This window comes from Pedobacter sp. HDW13 (genome assembly GCF_011303555.1).
In the GTDB taxonomy this organism is placed as follows: Bacteria; Bacteroidota; Bacteroidia; order Sphingobacteriales; family Sphingobacteriaceae; genus Pedobacter.
The window spans coordinates 2,718,717-2,734,879 of sequence record NZ_CP049868.1 but is presented as its reverse complement, the minus strand read 5'-3'; the positions used below and the strand labels follow the sequence as shown (position 1 = coordinate 2,734,879).

The 16,163-nt window shown below is 38.1% G+C and carries 14 protein-coding genes; 4 read left to right on the top strand and 10 right to left on the bottom strand.

The genetic code is table 11. From position 1 onward, the window contains the following. Positions 1-73: 73 nt before the first annotated feature. From G7074_RS11625 to pckA, 7 genes are all read right to left on the bottom strand, one after another. Positions 74-1,792, bottom strand: coding sequence for a tetratricopeptide repeat protein (locus G7074_RS11625; protein WP_124558030.1), 1,719 nt, complete (start codon positions 1,790-1,792; stop codon positions 74-76). A gap of 76 nt (positions 1,793-1,868) precedes the next feature. Continuing rightward, a complete protein-coding gene (locus G7074_RS11620; protein ID WP_124558031.1) occupies positions 1,869-2,771 on the bottom strand; it encodes a PstS family phosphate ABC transporter substrate-binding protein in 903 nt (300 codons plus the stop codon). A 241-nt stretch (positions 2,772-3,012) separates the two neighbouring features. Then, entirely contained in the window at positions 3,013-3,831 is an 819-nt protein-coding gene (locus G7074_RS11615) for an energy transducer TonB (protein WP_166208505.1), read from the bottom strand. Positions 3,832-3,849: 18 nt separating this feature from the next. Next, positions 3,850-4,356 (bottom strand): biopolymer transporter ExbD, encoded by a 507-nt coding sequence (locus G7074_RS11610; protein WP_124558034.1) that lies wholly within the window; start codon positions 4,354-4,356, stop codon positions 3,850-3,852. A gap of 3 nt (positions 4,357-4,359) precedes the next feature. Continuing rightward, on the bottom strand, positions 4,360-4,974 hold the full coding sequence (locus G7074_RS11605) for a biopolymer transporter ExbD (protein WP_124558035.1): 615 nt from the start codon (positions 4,972-4,974) through the stop codon (positions 4,360-4,362). A gap of 77 nt (positions 4,975-5,051) precedes the next feature. Beyond that, positions 5,052-5,882 (bottom strand): MotA/TolQ/ExbB proton channel family protein, encoded by an 831-nt coding sequence (locus tag G7074_RS11600; protein WP_124558036.1) that lies wholly within the window; start codon positions 5,880-5,882, stop codon positions 5,052-5,054. Positions 5,883-6,180: 298 nt separating this feature from the next. Continuing rightward, positions 6,181-7,776: a phosphoenolpyruvate carboxykinase (ATP) gene (gene pckA, locus G7074_RS11595; RefSeq protein ID WP_124558037.1), complete on the bottom strand. Its 1,596-nt coding sequence runs from the start codon at positions 7,774-7,776 to the stop codon at positions 6,181-6,183. Positions 7,777-8,519: 743 nt separating this feature from the next. On the opposite strand from pckA, the gene thrA reads away from it, so the two are divergent. From thrA to thrC, 4 genes are all read left to right on the top strand, one after another. Continuing rightward, complete coding sequence (gene thrA / locus G7074_RS11590) at positions 8,520-10,973, top strand: bifunctional aspartate kinase/homoserine dehydrogenase I (RefSeq protein WP_166208502.1); 2,454 nt, start codon at positions 8,520-8,522, stop codon at positions 10,971-10,973. Between the two features lie 4 nt (positions 10,974-10,977). Further along, positions 10,978-11,430 (top strand): DinB family protein, encoded by a 453-nt coding sequence (locus G7074_RS11585; RefSeq protein WP_166208499.1) that lies wholly within the window; start codon positions 10,978-10,980, stop codon positions 11,428-11,430. A gap of 22 nt (positions 11,431-11,452) precedes the next feature. Beyond that, the gene (locus G7074_RS11580; protein ID WP_124558040.1) at positions 11,453-12,388 is read left to right on the top strand and encodes a homoserine kinase; all 936 of its coding nucleotides are present in this window, start codon (positions 11,453-11,455) and stop codon (positions 12,386-12,388) included. Between the two features lie 88 nt (positions 12,389-12,476). Further along, on the top strand, positions 12,477-13,784 hold the full coding sequence (thrC, locus tag G7074_RS11575) for a threonine synthase (protein WP_124558041.1): 1,308 nt from the start codon (positions 12,477-12,479) through the stop codon (positions 13,782-13,784). A gap of 141 nt (positions 13,785-13,925) precedes the next feature. On the opposite strand, the gene G7074_RS11570 is transcribed toward thrC, so the two are convergent. The 3 genes from G7074_RS11570 to G7074_RS11560 form a co-directional block, all read right to left on the bottom strand. Further along, complete coding sequence (locus G7074_RS11570; protein ID WP_124558042.1) at positions 13,926-14,339, bottom strand: tail fiber domain-containing protein; 414 nt, start codon at positions 14,337-14,339, stop codon at positions 13,926-13,928. A gap of 77 nt (positions 14,340-14,416) precedes the next feature. After that, positions 14,417-14,719, bottom strand: a complete 303-nt coding sequence (locus G7074_RS11565; RefSeq protein ID WP_166208496.1) for a hypothetical protein — start codon at positions 14,717-14,719, stop codon at positions 14,417-14,419. Positions 14,720-14,764: 45 nt separating this feature from the next. Further along, a complete protein-coding gene (locus G7074_RS11560; protein ID WP_166208493.1) occupies positions 14,765-16,156 on the bottom strand; it encodes a pyridoxal-dependent decarboxylase in 1,392 nt (463 codons plus the stop codon). Between the last annotated feature and the right edge of the window lie 7 nt (positions 16,157-16,163).

The following is a 16,163-nucleotide window of genomic DNA, read 5'->3' as shown; positions in this document are numbered from 1 at the left end:
TTTGTGATGCAAAAGTAAAAGAAAAAGGCAGAGTAACCAAACTCTGCCTTTTCTAAATTATTTAACTTTAAAATTATTTGCCTTTTGGCTTAGCTGCTGCACCAGTCAACTCTTTTAATTTAGTTGTTGCATAACTATCAGTAGGATCTAAAGCAAGACATTTATTTAAGTAATCAATTGCTTTAGCTTTGTCTTTATCAGCATACCAAGAACCTAGCAATCTGTAAGACTCAACCAAATTGTTTTTAGCAGCGGCTTGTTCTTCAGGTTTTACTGAAACAATATACTTTTCGTAAAATGGAATCATTAAACCTTTAGGAGATCCACTGTTCTGAATTTGATCAATGTAATCATTAATTCGTGCTCTAAAAAGATACGACTGTGCTAAATCTGGATATACTTGAGACAAATGACTAAGTGCAGAATCACCTTTGATTAAACCTTGCAAGTTCATTGGTTTCTTATCACGCTTTAAAGTATAAGATTCCATAAATCTATTTATTCCTATATACAAATAGTTATATAAAGATCCCTTACCGTTTGGATTATATTTCGAGGCTAATTCATAAACATCTGCTGATTTAGCAAACTTCTTAGCATCGTATAAACTTTTAGCTGCCTCTGCTAAAGCATCAGCATTTGTAGAATCTTTTTTAGCTGCTTCAATAATATTAAGTACAGCTAAACTATCTTGACCTGACTTTAACTGTGCTTTACCTAAATAAAGATAATCGTTACCTAAAATTTTTGATTTATCTTTTTCTTTGGCAAAAAACTCTGTTAAGCTTGTTAAAGCCTGAGGATAGTTACCATTTTCATAGGCAGCCCAACCTTTCATCCTAGATACTACTGTACTTTTAGGATCATTTGCAGGTACTTGTAATGAAGTAGCTACTTGCTCTAACGTTTTGTAGTCTTTAGCATAAAATAAGAACTGCGCGTAACGCAACTGAGATTCTAAAGATTTATCAGTTAAATCAAGATATTTTTTGTAGTTCTCAATACCTTTAGCTGCTTTTTCCTTATCAACGCCAAAGCTACTCCACTGTAAGTATAACTCACCTAACTCGCGGTAAGCCGGACCATAATTTGCGTCAGCAGCAATTACGTCTTGTAATTCTTTTTCACCTTCAGGAAACGCTCTTGACTCTTTGTACATTTTACCAATCTGCGTTTTAGCCCTTCTATTAGTGGGATCAATATCGTTTACACGAAAATATGGGCCTAAAGCTTCAGAGTTTTTCTTTTGTAGAGCATAGGCATCACCTTGTGCTAAAAATACTTCAGCATCTTTATCTTTCGAATCTAACTCATCTGCTTTGGTAATGTTAGCCAATGCATTGGTAAAATCAGGTTTAGATACATCGTCACTTGGTTTATCCTGCGCTAAATAGGCCTTTCCGATATACAAATAAGTTTTGTAATCTTTCGGAGATAAAGCTACTGCTTTATCAAAATTAGTTTTAGCAGAAGTTGGATCATTAGATAACATATCAGCTTCACCTAAACCAATTAAGTTTAAATTGTTTTTAGGATCGGCAGTAATGCCTTTGGTAAATACAGCTCTTGCAGAGTCGATATAACCAGTTTTTAGATAAACCAAACCCAGATTGTAATAATTTTCACCATCTGATGCTTTTGAGCTCACCAATGACTTAAGCATTGATGATGCTTTTTGATACTGTTCCGCGTCAATGGCTTTTTTCGCGTCATTTAAATTTTGAGCAAAAACTGCAGAACCCATCAACACCAAACCTACATTTAAGGTTATTGCTTTCTTTAAAATTTTCATCGGATATTCTGTTTTTTTTAATAAAAATGAAGTATCTGGTTTAGATTACTTCGTGGTTCAATTTATAATTTTTAATTTAATTTCCTTTTATCAGGTTAATTTCTCTTGGCATTAGTTTATGTGGGCCAAGTCCGGATTTAAGTACAATCAACTGTCCTCTTTGGCTTCTTAACCATGTTGCAAATCCTGTGCCTAAACCATTTCGCCCCTCACAATCTATGATATTTATATTTCTTAAAAAAGGATAAACACCATTGATTAAATTATCCTGGGTTGGTTTATAAAACTTATCGTCGCCAATTTTCCCTTTTAGGTTTTTCACGCCTAAAACCTTTACTTGCGAAAGGTATTCACTCGCTTCTGTATTTCGATCCGTAACCCAATTCACGCCCAAAATACCAATAAATTTCTTATCTTCTGCAATAAGTTTAATTACTTCTTTACTCGAATTTTTAGAATAAACTCCTGTAGCCGGAAACTGGCTGATTTTGGCCAGCTCTTTAAAATATTGAAAGGTACTTGAATAAGCGTTATCAAAAACCAATTTCTTATCTGAATTCTTCCCCTGTAGTATATCAATTACATCTTTAACGTTAATTGTACTGTCGATATTGCCTTGATTTGTAATTAATGCAATACCATCCACTGCAAACCGTGAAGTGTTAATTTTGATATTCCGCTGGTTATAATATTTCTCCTCTGCTTTGGTTAATAATCTTGGCAGAACAATTACCCTTACACTATCATTCAGGAATGCTGGCAAAAGTTTCTCTTCTGGTTTAACTACAGTCACGATTTTTGCCTGTGGATAATCCAGACTAAAAATATCAATCTGATCTTGCACAATCGGGCCAACACTTTCATCAACCAGCATTTTAAGTGTACCGCTTGTACGGGTTTCCTTAACTGCTTCGGTTTTACCCTTACGCTTGCAAGATACCAGTGCAAGTACCAATAATATAAAAAGGAAGTTTCTCATTAATGATTTAGTCGCGCCTACCAAGGCTTAATAATCTTACAAAAGCATAAATAATCAAAAAGATACCAATTGCAATCCTACCCCAGGTTGGAATAGTATTTAAACGAAGTGCAATTGGTTCATAAAAGATAAATGCAATGCCTAAAATCAGGTAAAAAACAAACATGATTAGGCCTAAAATGAGCAAAAACCGCTGTTTAGGCGATTTTTGCTTAAAAATATCAAAATTTAACATTTACTACTAGTTCAATGTAAAGTTAACGTTGATGTTGTATTTTACCCTTACCGGCTTACCATTTTGGATACCTGGGTTCCAACGTGGACTAGCTTTCAATACACGGATGGCTTCTTCGTCAGTTCCGCTACCCAAACCGCGGGTAACCTGAATATCTGTTAATTTACCATCTTTCTCAACAACGAAAGATAAGAATACTTTACCTTGTACGTTGTTTTCTTGTGCCATTGGCGGGTATTTAATTGCTCCACTCAAATATTTATAGAATTTCGCAATACCTCCCGGATATTCTGGTTGTTTCTCGATACTAACAAAGTCATAAACTTTATTATCATCAACTGCAACAGCAGCTTCTCTTTTCGGTCCTTCACCTACTGGTTCAGCGATAACGATATCAGCGGTAGGATCACCTTTAATATCTCTCTGACCCGGATCAGCTTCTTTCAACTTTTCAACCGTAGGTGGTTCATCACGAACCTCAATATCCGGTTTTACAATTGGAGGTGGCATTTTCACCTGATCTATCTTCGGTGGCGGTGGCTCTACCGGTGGTGGAGGTGGTGTTTTTGGATCCACTGGTGGTGGTGGCGCTAAAATTACTTCTTGTGCTTTTAACTGCTCGTCCTGGTGATCCATAGAACCTTTAATAAGGCTATAGATTTTAGGTGAGAAAAATAACACTAGAAATATTACAGAGCCTATAAATAAAGCTTTTGTGGTGTTAGCACCATTGGTTTTACGCAATTGGTATGCACCATAGTTTTTGTTTTTATCCGCAAAAACCACCTCAAGCCATTCTTTTCTGAATATATCTAACTTCGACATAACTACTGGTTTTATTGATTATAAAATTCCTTGATCTCTCATGGCTTGCTTCTCATTGTCAAGAATGTTATCGTCATCGATTTGACGGACCTTAACTTTAAGAATTTCCAATTCGTCCATGATATCAACAAAGTTCTTGAAAGTAGAACCTGCTGTTGGTTTTACCAATACAACAAAGTCGCCTGCAACTCCTGATGCATCAGCAGTTTTTCTATTTTTTATAATAGCATCGCCTACTTGATCTACAGATTCAATTGTTGGTGCGCTTTCTCCAGCTACTCCCATGTACCAGGCTACTTTATCTTTTTTACCCAATAAAATAGTCATGGTTTTACTTGCTTTCAGTTCTAATCTGTTTTCAGGTAACTTCTCGTTCTTATCTGGTTTTGCAATATCCATTGCTTGTGGCGTAGATATTGAAGTAGTTAAGATAAAGAATGTTACCAAAAGAAACATTAGATCCACCATCGGAGTCATATCAACCCTTGGTGTGGCTTTCTTCCCGCCTGTATTTAATTCTGCCATTTCTTATTTCTTTTTAGCTTCAGAGTTAGTAACCAATAAAAATTTGTTTACTCCTTGCTTCTGAAGCACGTCAACTACCTTTTTAACCACTGGATATTCTTCTTTAGCATCACCTTTGATACTTAGACGCATATCCGCATTATTGATTTCTTTAGTTGCTTTACGCGCATTTAGAACCCATGAATTTAACTGATTATCGGTAGAATCTGTAGGGATACCAGTTTGTACTCCTGGTTTCATACGATCAGAACCGCCCATTGCGATAAATCCTTTTAAGCTGGCAAATGGCACACCGAAAGTTGAGATTACTGAGAAACGTTGAATTTCTTCAGGTGTAAACTTTACGCTGTACTGTTCGCCCATTAGTTCTAATGTTCTTGCTCTTACTTTATTACCTGCTACTTCGAAGAATACCTTACCTTGTCCGATTGTTAAAATCGCATTGTTTTCAGCCGGCACTTTAAACTCATACGTAGATGAGGGAGTAGAAACGGCTAATGGTTCTGGTTGCCTTGCTGTAGCAGTTAAGATGAAGAAAGTAAGTAACAATGATGCCACATCACACATGGCAGTCATATCTGTTACTGTACTTGTTCTTTTAACTTTAATTCTAGGCATAATATTTTACTAGTTTTTAATAATGATGATCTTTTTTCCGGTTTTCCATAAAGCCGGTAAAAATTTTTTCAAAATTCTTATTTATGCGAACTAGCGTATGTTTGAACGATGCTGAAACCAGCTTCATCGATTGCGTAAGTTAACTTATCAATTTTAGAAGTTAATACGTTGTACATGATAATTGCTACAGTAGATACCAAGATACCTGTTGCAGTGTTGATAAGTGCCTCAGAGATACCTACCGCTAATGCTGACTGATCTGGAGCACCAGAGTTTGCTAAACCGGCGAATGCACGGATCATACCTGTTACAGTACCCAATAAACCTACTAACGTACCAATTGATACCAAAGTTGCAATTACAGTTAAGTTTTGCTCTAACATTGGCATTTCTAAAGCTGTAGCTTCTTCAACATCTTTTTGGATAGCAACGATTGATTGCTCAACATCCATGTTGGTATCAGCTTCAACTTCACTATATTTTTTCAAACCAGATTTGATTACGTTAGCAACCGATCCTTGTTGTTTATCACACTCTGCTTTTGCAGCTTCGATGTTTCCTGCGCTTAATAAGCCTTGTACTTTGCGGATGAAATTATCTAAGCTTGTTTTTCCACTTGCTTTACCAATAACGATTAGACGCTCGATTGAGAATACAATTACTACCAATAGTAATCCAACTAAGATCGCTACGATAGGACCTCCTTTGTATGCTGTTCCAAGGTAGTTTCCAGGTAGAGGTAATTTCTCTCTGTCACCATCAATAAAGTTAGTTCCTTCTCCGAACACGAATCTCCAAACGCAGAATCCAATTACGATACAGATTGGAATAACGAATGTTGCAAATACATTTGAAGCACTAGAAGAGCTCTCTTTTTTAACAGTTGTTGGTTTTGGTGCGTTTGCCATTTTTTTTTGAATTTTAGTTTTAGTTCTTGTTTTTAATTTTTAGCTATTATTTCTTTTGTAATACACACAACGTGTCTTATCTGATTTTGTTGCGAAAAACAAATTTATAAATTGATTTTAAATTACAAATTAATAAATCAATAAACAATCAAATCGTTACTTAACATTTAGTTTACGGTAACTCAGTTGGGCATATAACAAAAAAATTGCCTCAGCCGGAGGCAATTCTTTCACAATAAAAACTAAAAAAAAATCGAATTGCAAATTTTTTGCTCAAAAAATGCATTTTAAAGCACATTTAACATAATTTTAACGCTTCGTCGTGCCTTTTTGCTACTTTGGGCACTTCAAACTGCTTAAAATTTTCGGTAAATGCATTGGCCAGCTCAAAGGCCTTTAAAAAGTATTCTTCCTGGTCGTCCCACGTTTTAGACGGATCTAAAATTTCGTTTGGCACCCCCGGACAACTTAGCGGCATCATCAATTTAAATACGTGATGCTGCTTATATTTATTATGGTCTAAATCTCCGTTTAAGGCCGCTGTAATCATTGCGCGTGTATAGCTTAATTTCATTCTTTTACCAATTCCATAAGCGCCGCCAGTCCACCCTGTATTTACCAGCCATACATTTACCTGGTGTTTTTCCATCTTTTCGCCTAATAACGCTGCATATCTGGAAGGATGCAGTGGTAGGAAGGCCTTGCCAAAACAGGCAGAGAATGTTAACTGAGGCTCAGTCACCCCGGTTTCGGTACCCGCAACTTTAGCTGTGTACCCACTCATAAAGTGGAACATGGCCTGTTCTACATTTAATTTAGAGATTGGAGGCAATACCCCAAATGCATCAGCCGTTAAAAAGAAAATATTTTTAGGTACTTCAGCTATTGATGGCAATATTGCATTATCAATGTAATTAATTGGATAAGCTACTCGGGTATTTTCAGTTTTATTGATATTGGTGTAATCTACATCCTTTGTTCCCGGAAAAAAGTTGGTATTTTCTAATAATGCCCCTGTTCTTATAGCATTATATATCTGAGGTTCTTTCTCTTGCGTTAAATCTACACATTTAGCATAACAGCCGCCTTCGAAATTAAATACAGAACTGGCACCCCATCCATGTTCGTCATCACCAATTAAACCTCTTTCTGGATCGGCAGAAAGTGTTGTTTTACCAGTACCCGATAAACCAAAGAATATAGCTGTATCGCCACCCTTGCCTACATTGGCAGAACAGTGCATAGAAAGTGTATTCTTATATACAGGCAGGATAAAATTCAGTACAGAGAAAATACCTTTTTTAATTTCACCGGTATAACCTGTACCGCCAATCAGGATCATTTTCTTCGTAAAATTAAGAATAGAGAAATTTTCCTGACGTGTACCATCAATTGAAGGATCGGCCTGAAAACCTGGCGCAGCAATAATGGTCCACTCGGGTGTGATTCCCAGCTGATGTGCTTCAGGGCGGATAAATAAATGATGAGCAAAAAGATTCTGATAGGCTGTTTCGGTAATAACCCGGATAGAAATATCATAATCTGGATTGGCGCATGCCGAAGAATCGCGAACATAGATGGTTTTATCAGCCAGATAAGCCGTTAGCTTATAAAATAACTGATCGAACTTCTCCGGGCTGATTTTAATGTTTACATCTCCCCACCATACCTGGTCTTCGGTAACGCTGTCGCAAACAATAAACCGGTCTTTAGGAGAACGTCCGGTAAACTTTCCGGTATCAACCGCCAGTGCTCCTGATGAGGCCAGCGTACCTTCCTGATTCAATAATGCATCTTCAATTAATTCCGATGGAGATAATTGGTACTTTACAGCAACGTTGTCGCCTAGATTTAAATAGCTTAAATCTGGCGTTTGCAGTTTCTCTTTGCTCATAACAATAAGTAAGTTAGTACAGCAAAGGTAAATACTTATCTCTCACAAAAACTAGTTTTAATTGCTAATTTTTTACATATTGTAGCAAATACACTATTATGTAAATATTTTATTTACAGATATTTACATCATGTTTTACAAGACAAAAAAAATATTAAAATTACACTAAGTAAAACGTTAAACAACAATTATGCACCTGCTCTTCCAAACCGTTCTTTCGTCAAATCCAAGTGCAATCGCTGGCCAGAAGACCAGGCCCTCTACAAAACATCCGGCTAAAATGTATACTATATTGTACTATCAGAAAGAAGAATTTAAATTGGCCGCATCACCGCAAATGAACAATCGCATATAATTATTATACTAATTTAGTACCGATCTAATTCGTATTCAAAAAATATGGCTATTACATCGACTTAAACGTTTTAATAAAAATTTCGAAATAAAAATTAAAAAACATTTGCATTTTAAAAAAATAATCTTCTACTTTACGGTGTACAAAGTACACCAAGACAAGATGAAATTTAACACTTCAATTATTACAACAATTATTATTACCACCGGTATAAACCAGCGGGGCTAATTTGTTGTAAATTGAAAAAATATAAAACACAGAGAGCGTCCCGACAAAAGTCGGGACGCTTTTTTTTTAAGCTAAAACCATTGAAAACTGTCACAATAAGTCCAAATAATAACTTAGCAAGCTATTGTGCAGGTTTCATTACCATAAAAACCCCATACTAATGAAAGTACTCAAATTCGGCGGCACATCCGTAGGTTCGGCCGAGAACATTAAAACCCTCTTACGCCTTGTTGGCGAAGAAAAACAGAAGAACAGCCCGGTAGTTGTATTATCGGCAATGAGTGGTGTAACCAATTTGCTTACTGATATGGCCGAAATGGCTGAGCGTGGTGAAGATTACGATACTCATTTAAAAGCAATTGAAGCGAAACACTTTGCAGTGATCCGCTCGCTTTTGCCAGCAGCAGCACAAAATCCTGTATTTACTCGGTTAAAAATCTTTTTCAACGAGCTGGAAGACTTATTACAGGCGGTAAGCAACCTAAAAGAACTGAGCTTGCAAACCAAAGATCAGATTTTGAGCTATGGCGAACGCTGCTCCACTTTCATGATCAGCCATATTGCCTCACAAAATTTTGGAGATGCCCTTTATGTAAACGGCGCTGATTTTATTAAAACCGACAGCAATTTCGGCCAAGCGAAAGTAGATACCGAACTAACCGAAATACTAATCAACAATTTTTACCAGGAAAATAAAAGCAAAGTGCTCTTTGTTACCGGCTTTATTGCCAGCAATGCAGCAGGACGTGTAACTACCCTGGGTCGTGGTGGTTCTGATTATACTGCTGCCGTTTGGGGCGCAGCCTTAAATGCCGAAGAAATAGAAATCTGGACAGATGTAAACGGCATGATGACTGCCGATCCCCGGATGGTGAAAAAAGCTTTCTCTTTACCTGAACTGAGCTACACCGAAGCCATGGAGCTGAGTTATTTTGGTGCCAAAGTAATTTATCCACCAACCATGATCCCGGCATTTATGAAAAAAATCCCGATTGTGATCAAAAACACCTTCGAACCTGATTTTGCCGGAACATATATTAAAAGCGATGTTAAATCATCTAATTTACCAATAAAAGGAATTTCATCTATCGATCACATCAGTATCATCAACCTTAGTGGTAGTGGTATGGTAGGTAAAGCTGGTTTTAGTGGTAGGTTATTCTCTTTGCTATCGCGCGAGCAGATCAATGTAGTTTTGATTACCCAATCTTCTTCGGAGCACAGCATTACTTTTGCCGTTAAACCAACTGACGCTGCACAAGCTATCGCTTTAATCAAAAAAGAATTTGAACTGGAGCTTGATGCCAAAAAGCTCGAACTACCAGAAGTTGAAAACAACCTTGCTGTTTTGGCCATTGTAGGCGAAAATATGAAACATACACCAGGTATGAGCGGGCGTTTATTCAGTGCGCTGGGCCGCAACGGTATTAACGTAAGGGCAATTGCCCAAGGTTCATCAGAATACAATATTTCAGTTATCATCAGTGCAGCTGATTTATCGAAAGCTGTAAATGCGGTACACGATGCTTTCTTTACCGACCTGAAAAGAACATTAAATATTTTTTGTTTGGGAACCGGAAACATTGGTAAAACCTTGTTCAATCAATTAAAAGAGCAAATGCCATTCCTTGCAGCCAATAACGACCTGCAGGTGAAAGTTACCGGAATAAGCAATACACGGAAAATGACATTTAACGCTGATGGTTTATCGCTCGATAACTGGGAATCGGAATTAAATGATAAAGGCGAACAAGCTAATCTGGCCGAATTTGTGGCCAAAATGAAAGCCATGAATTTGCCAAATTGTGTTTTTGTAGATAATACAGCGGCCGAATCGCCAATTGAATTTTACCAGGGTATATTCGAAAGCAGCATTTCGGTGGTAACCTGTAACAAAAAAGGTAACTCGGCCGATTTTGCACAATACAAATCGTTTAAAGATACCGCACGTAAATTCGGGGTCGATTTTTACTATGAAACCAACGTAGGGGCCGGTTTACCAATTATCCGTACGTTGAAAGAATTAATGATGAGTGGCGATAAAGTTGCACGTATTGAAGCCATTTTATCGGGAACCATTTCTTACATCTTCAATAACTTTAAAGGCGAAGCAGGTTTTTACGAAACAGTAAAAGAAGCGCAGGAACTTGGCTACACTGAACCCGATCCACGTGATGATTTAAACGGAAAAGATTTTATGCGTAAAATGCTGATCCTGGCACGTGATGCGGGTTATCCTTTAGAAGCCAGCGATGTAAAAATCGACAACATTTTACCAGAAGCTTGTTTAAATGCAACGTCAGTTGAAGATTTCTATTCAGAATTACAGGCCAACGCTGCCTATTTTGAAGATTTGAAAAATAACGCAGCCAAAGATGGTAAGGTTTTACGCTACATCGGTAAACTGGAAAATGGAAATGTAGAAATCAGCCTGCAAATGGTTGATGACAGCCATCCTTTTTATATGCTATCGGGAAGTGACAACATCATTTCTTTCACAACCGATCGTTACAAATCGCGCCCATTAGTGGTAAAAGGCCCTGGTGCAGGAGCAGAAGTTACAGCAGCGGGTGTTTTTGCCGACATTATTAATGTGGGCACCTTGAGCAATTAGTGTTATGAATTCAGTTTTAGCCATAAAAGATGAGATCCTTCTTCTGGTTAACCAGGCAATGATCGATTTTGAAAACATAACCGAAGCAGCCTGGAATGATAAGCCACAGCCACATAAATGGTCGAAAAAGGAATTATTGGGCCATTTGATTGATAGTACATCCAATAATATTCGCCGCTTAATTGTTAGCCAATACGAACAGGAGGTTAAAATCATTTATCATCAGGATGAATGGGTAGCCTATCAAAATTATCAGTCTGTAAATATTGCTGAAGTAAAAAGCCTCTGGAAACTTTTGAACTACCAGATTAGCCGGGTTATTGAAAATATTCCCGAAGAAAAACTTCAAAACACCTGCGATACAGGAAAAGGAAAGACCGAGCTGCACAGCCTTTCTTTTTATATTGAAGATTACCTTGTGCATTTAAAATATCATTTAAATCAAATAACTGCTTAACCAAGCGCTAAGCCTATTAATAATGAAAAAAAGTATAAAAGTTTTCGCCCCCGCCACTGTTGCCAATGTAGTTTGTGGTTTCGACGTTTTGGGATTTGCCGTTAATGAACCTGGCGATGAAGTTGAAATGCGCTTAACCGATACGCCAGGCGTAGTGATTAAAAAGATTACCGGCGATGATGGTCGCTTACCTTTAGATGCTGCAAAAAATACGGTTAGCGCAAGCGTACAGCACTATCTGAAACATATAAACCGCTTAGATGTGGGTGTAGAGATTGAATTGCACAAAAAAATGCCCATTGGCAGTGGTTTAGGATCGAGTTCGGCAAGTACAGTAGCTGGTTTATTTGCCATAAACAAATTAATGGGAGATTTGCTAAGCACCAAAGAATTGGTTCCTTTTGCCATGAAAGGCGAAGAACTGGCCTGCGGTTACGGTCATGCCGATAATGTTGCTCCTGCCCTACTAGGTGGATTTGTTTTAGTAAGAAGCTACGAACCACTAGATGTGATTTCTTTGCCAACTCCGGCAGGCATGTATGCAGCTATTGTTTACCCTGAGGTAGATGTGCCGACTAAAGACGCGCGCCAAATGATCCGCAGTAAAGTATCGCTAAAAGACGCCGTTACCCAATGGGGAAATGTAGCCGGATTAGTGAGCGGTTTGTTTATGAATGATTTTGATTTGATTGGAAGAAGCATGAAAGACGTACTGGTAGAGCCAACGCGTTCAATTTTAATCCCCGGTTTTGAAGAAATGAGAGCGCTGGCGATGGAAAATGGCGCCATCGGTTTTGGCATCTCAGGATCAGGCCCATCGGTTTTCGCTTTAACCCGAGATGAAGAAACCGCACGAAAAATAACCAAATCGCAGCAGCAACATCTGCATAAAATAAATATTAACAGCAAAGCTTTTGTTTCTCCCGTTAACGCCGAAGGACCAAAGGTAATTTCTTAAGGCTGGAAGGCTGAGGGCTTAAAGGTGGAGGGCTAAACATCCAAAACCTTCCAACCTTCAACCTTTCAACCCTCCAACCCATTAAAAAATGAAACTATACTCAACCAACAATAAAGATTTACGTGTTTCTTTTAAAGAAGCCGTTTTTAACAGCATGCCACAAGATAAAGGCTTATACATGCCTGTAAAAATTCCACAGCTGGATGCTGCGTTTGTAGAAAATATAGAGCAATACACCTTACCCGAAATTGCTTACCAGGTAGCTTCGGCCCTATTGAAAGATGAAATTCCGGCTGATGACTTAAAAGCATTGATTGAAGATGCCATTAACTTTGAGGCGCCTGCAGTGAAACTAGATGAAAAAACTTTTGTACTCGAGTTGTTCCACGGACCATCTTTGGCTTTTAAAGATTTTGGAGCTCGTTTTATGAGCCGTGTGATGGCATATTTCTTAAAAGACGGAGAACAGCTTTTGGATGTACTGGTAGCTACCTCTGGTGATACCGGCGGCGCGGTAGCCCTTGGCTTTTTAGGTGTACCGAATACACGTGTTACCATTTTATATCCTGAAGGCAAGGTTAGCCCGATACAAGAGTTACAATTAACCACCAATGGGCAAAATATACGTGCTATCGAGGTAAAAGGAACTTTTGATGATTGCCAGGCCCTGGTTAAACAAGCTTTTGCAGATGCTGATCTGAATAATAAATTTCGCTTAACTTCAGCTAACTCGATCAATATTTCGAGGTTAATTCCGCAAACGTTTTATTACTTCAACACTTATGCTCAGTTAAAAAAACAAGGACATAGCGACGTAATTTTCTCAGTACCTAGCGGAAACTTCGGTAATATTGGTGCTGGTTTACTGGCTTACAAACTTGGCTTACCTGTAAAACAGTTTATTGCAGCAACGAATGTGAATGATACTGTTCCACGCTTTTTAGCGACTGGCAATTATGAGACTAAACCTTCTACACAAACCTATTCGAACGCGATGGATGTTGGTGCGCCTAGTAATTGGGTTAGGATTATGGACTTGTTTAACCAGGATGTAGATGCTTTGAAGAAAGTGGTTACAGCTTATCGTTTTACTGATCAAGAGACACTTACAGGAATTAAAGCGATTGATAATAAATTTAATTATGTAGCCTGTCCGCATACGGCAATCGCTTATTTAGCAATAGAAAAATACAGAAACGAAAATCCGGCAGATGAAAGCGCGGCAGTATTTTTATCTACAGCGCATGCCTGCAAGTTTCCAGACATCTTCCCGGATGAGATTGCCTCAAAAATCGAAATTCCAGAGCAGGTTACCGATTTAGAAAGCAAGCCTAAACAGGCTGATCAGTTAGGAGTAGATTTTGAAGGGTTTAAGGCTTATTTGCTGAAAGGATAAAGTTATTATAATAATGAGCATATAAAGGGATTCGGGCTTTAGGCCTGAATCCCTTTATTATTTTAATTAATTTACAGAGAGACCTTGAAATAAATTTAGGGTGACGATCTCCTTAATAGGATTACGTACCTGCCTGCATAACTATTTAGAACGCTGGCCCCTTAAAGCTTTAATTTCGCGTTTTAGTTCCTCGATCTGCTGTTGCTGCTCTTTAATACTGCCGACCAAAAGTGGCACTAAACTTTCGTAGTCGACCTTGGTAATAGTTGCAGTTTTGAAGGCGTTTTTACCCGAAGAGTAATCTTTTGCCTGTACAGAAACAATATCCGGAACAGCTTTTTTAGCATCAGAACCTACAAACCCAATTTGAGGATTGGCTGATAAGCGAAGTTTCTCGGCCCAGACCTTATCGTAATTAAAGCTTACAGGCTGCAGTTTTGTAACCTGATTTAATGCATTTTCTATAGGTTTAACGTTGTTCTGCACAACTTCCTGTGCACTGATTTTTAAAGATGCAGCGATTAAAAACACTGCCAATGAAATTGCTCGTTTCATATCTGATGATTTAATAATTTTTAAAATAGACTAAAGGTTTCACAATAATGTAAAACCAGGTAAATGCAAAAATGCAGTTAAACGGAAGGGGGTGGCGTTAAAACCTCAGGGAAGTATGCCAGGGAAAAAGAATGATTGGAAATAATTAGCTTTTTAGCCGTTAGCACCGGGAAATAAGTTTGGCCATGAAAGGCAACTTGTTCAATTGCATATTCGGTTTCTACCTTTTTTTCTTCTTTTTCGGTTGCATCATCATGCGTTGATACAGCCTCAATGTTATCGGTAGAATAGCTTAAATACGAAACCACATGACTTACTTTTATAAAAAAAGTTAGCGCAATGCAGGTAATCAGTACGTATTTAAAAGCATAAAACTTCATGGTTGCAAATATAAGTGCTATGCTTTTAAAACAATAAATTTATGGTTAAAGTTCTGTAAGAATTTCGCACATGGCTAAAGTGGCCAGTTCAACATCTGTTGTTGTTGTTCGCCAGTTAACAAAGGCTGCACGGATTCCTTTTTTATTGTTGTAGAAAGTTGGAGTCATGAACACTTTTCCGCTTGCATTCAATTTATTTAGAAACTCCGGAACACGCTTTTCATCGGTTAAAGTAAAGCAGACCGTATTTAAGCGTACAGGGGCCAGCAATTCGAAAGCCGGATTTTCGTTAATAAAATCCGCAAATGACAAGGCCATTTCCACATTACTTTCTACAATTTCCTGATAGCCCTGTTTTCCATAACTTGTTAAGGTAAACCAGGCTGGCAAAGCTTTTAACCTGCGAGAGTTTTCGGGTAGAAAATTTAAATAACTAAAATTCTCCATCGGATTGCCCAGGTAAGCGGCATTTGAATTCTGAAACGATTTGACCTGCAACAACTGGTGGGCTTCCTTAACCAGAAAAACAGCACTTTCGTATGGCACATTTAACCATTTGTGGCAATCGACCGTAATGCTATCTGCATTTTCCCAGCCTTTTACCAAATGGCTGTATTGGGGCGAACAAGCTGCAAAACCACCAAAAGCCGCATCGATATGCCACCAGAAATTATATTTTTGCTTTAATTGACTAATGGCTTCAAAATCATCAAAATCGACTGTATTTACCGTGCCGGCACTTGAGATTAAGATAAAAGGCTCGTCATTTAAAGCCTGTATTTTCAGTTCTAAATCGGCAACATCCAAAGCTTCGCGGTTACCTTGCATTACCTTAACGGCCGTAATATTGTTACTCCCCAAACCCAGCATGGCCAGCGATTTAACAGCCGATGAATGCGGAGTAGCCGATAAAACATTTACCTTACCCGTAATCCCTTCCCGTGCAAAATCTTTATCCTGTTGTTTACCTATCCATTGTCGTGCAACTGCTAAACAGGTAAAATTAGATAAGGTTGCACCGGTAACAAAACCTCCAAAAAACTGAGGTGGTAAATTAAAAAGAGACAATAAAAGTTGAATGGTTTCGAGCTCGATCACAGCAGAAACATCGCCATTGCCTTTTGCCGACTGGGTATTTTGATCGTAAACGGTAGCCAGCCAATCGCCGGCAATAGCAGCAGGCGTTGTGCCTCCAGTTACAAAACCCCAATAACGCGGACCTGATGATGCCACGATAATAGGTTCGAACCGCTCGTTAAATTGCTTTAAAGCACCCACAGTACCAAGGCCTTCCTCATTTAAACTATTTATCAGTTCTACAACAGCATTACTGGCCGTAGTACGTCCATGAATTTGATTTAAATAAGCCATCCCTTGTTGTTTTACTTCTGTTAAGATGCTATCGAGGTTTTGCTTGTCTTTATTTAAATGATTCATGGTCAAA

Coding starts and splice junctions, on each gene's coding strand:
- G7074_RS11625 (WP_124558030.1), bottom strand. CDS start 1,792: ATGAAAATTTTAAAGAAAGCAATAACCTTAAATGTAGGTTTGGTGTTG.
- G7074_RS11620 (WP_124558031.1), bottom strand. CDS start 2,771: ATGAGAAACTTCCTTTTTATATTATTGGTACTTGCACTGGTATCTTGC.
- G7074_RS11615 (WP_166208505.1), bottom strand. CDS start 3,831: ATGTCGAAGTTAGATATATTCAGAAAAGAATGGCTTGAGGTGGTTTTT.
- G7074_RS11610 (WP_124558034.1), bottom strand. CDS start 4,356: ATGGCAGAATTAAATACAGGCGGGAAGAAAGCCACACCAAGGGTTGAT.
- G7074_RS11605 (WP_124558035.1), bottom strand. CDS start 4,974: ATGCCTAGAATTAAAGTTAAAAGAACAAGTACAGTAACAGATATGACT.
- G7074_RS11600 (WP_124558036.1), bottom strand. CDS start 5,882: ATGGCAAACGCACCAAAACCAACAACTGTTAAAAAAGAGAGCTCTTCT.
- pckA (WP_124558037.1), bottom strand. CDS start 7,776: ATGAGCAAAGAGAAACTGCAAACGCCAGATTTAAGCTATTTAAATCTA.
- thrA (WP_166208502.1), top strand. CDS start 8,520: ATGAAAGTACTCAAATTCGGCGGCACATCCGTAGGTTCGGCCGAGAAC.
- G7074_RS11585 (WP_166208499.1), top strand. CDS start 10,978: ATGAATTCAGTTTTAGCCATAAAAGATGAGATCCTTCTTCTGGTTAAC.
- G7074_RS11580 (WP_124558040.1), top strand. CDS start 11,453: ATGAAAAAAAGTATAAAAGTTTTCGCCCCCGCCACTGTTGCCAATGTA.
- thrC (WP_124558041.1), top strand. CDS start 12,477: ATGAAACTATACTCAACCAACAATAAAGATTTACGTGTTTCTTTTAAA.
- G7074_RS11570 (WP_124558042.1), bottom strand. CDS start 14,339: ATGAAACGAGCAATTTCATTGGCAGTGTTTTTAATCGCTGCATCTTTA.
- G7074_RS11565 (WP_166208496.1), bottom strand. CDS start 14,719: ATGAAGTTTTATGCTTTTAAATACGTACTGATTACCTGCATTGCGCTA.
- G7074_RS11560 (WP_166208493.1), bottom strand. CDS start 16,156: ATGAATCATTTAAATAAAGACAAGCAAAACCTCGATAGCATCTTAACA.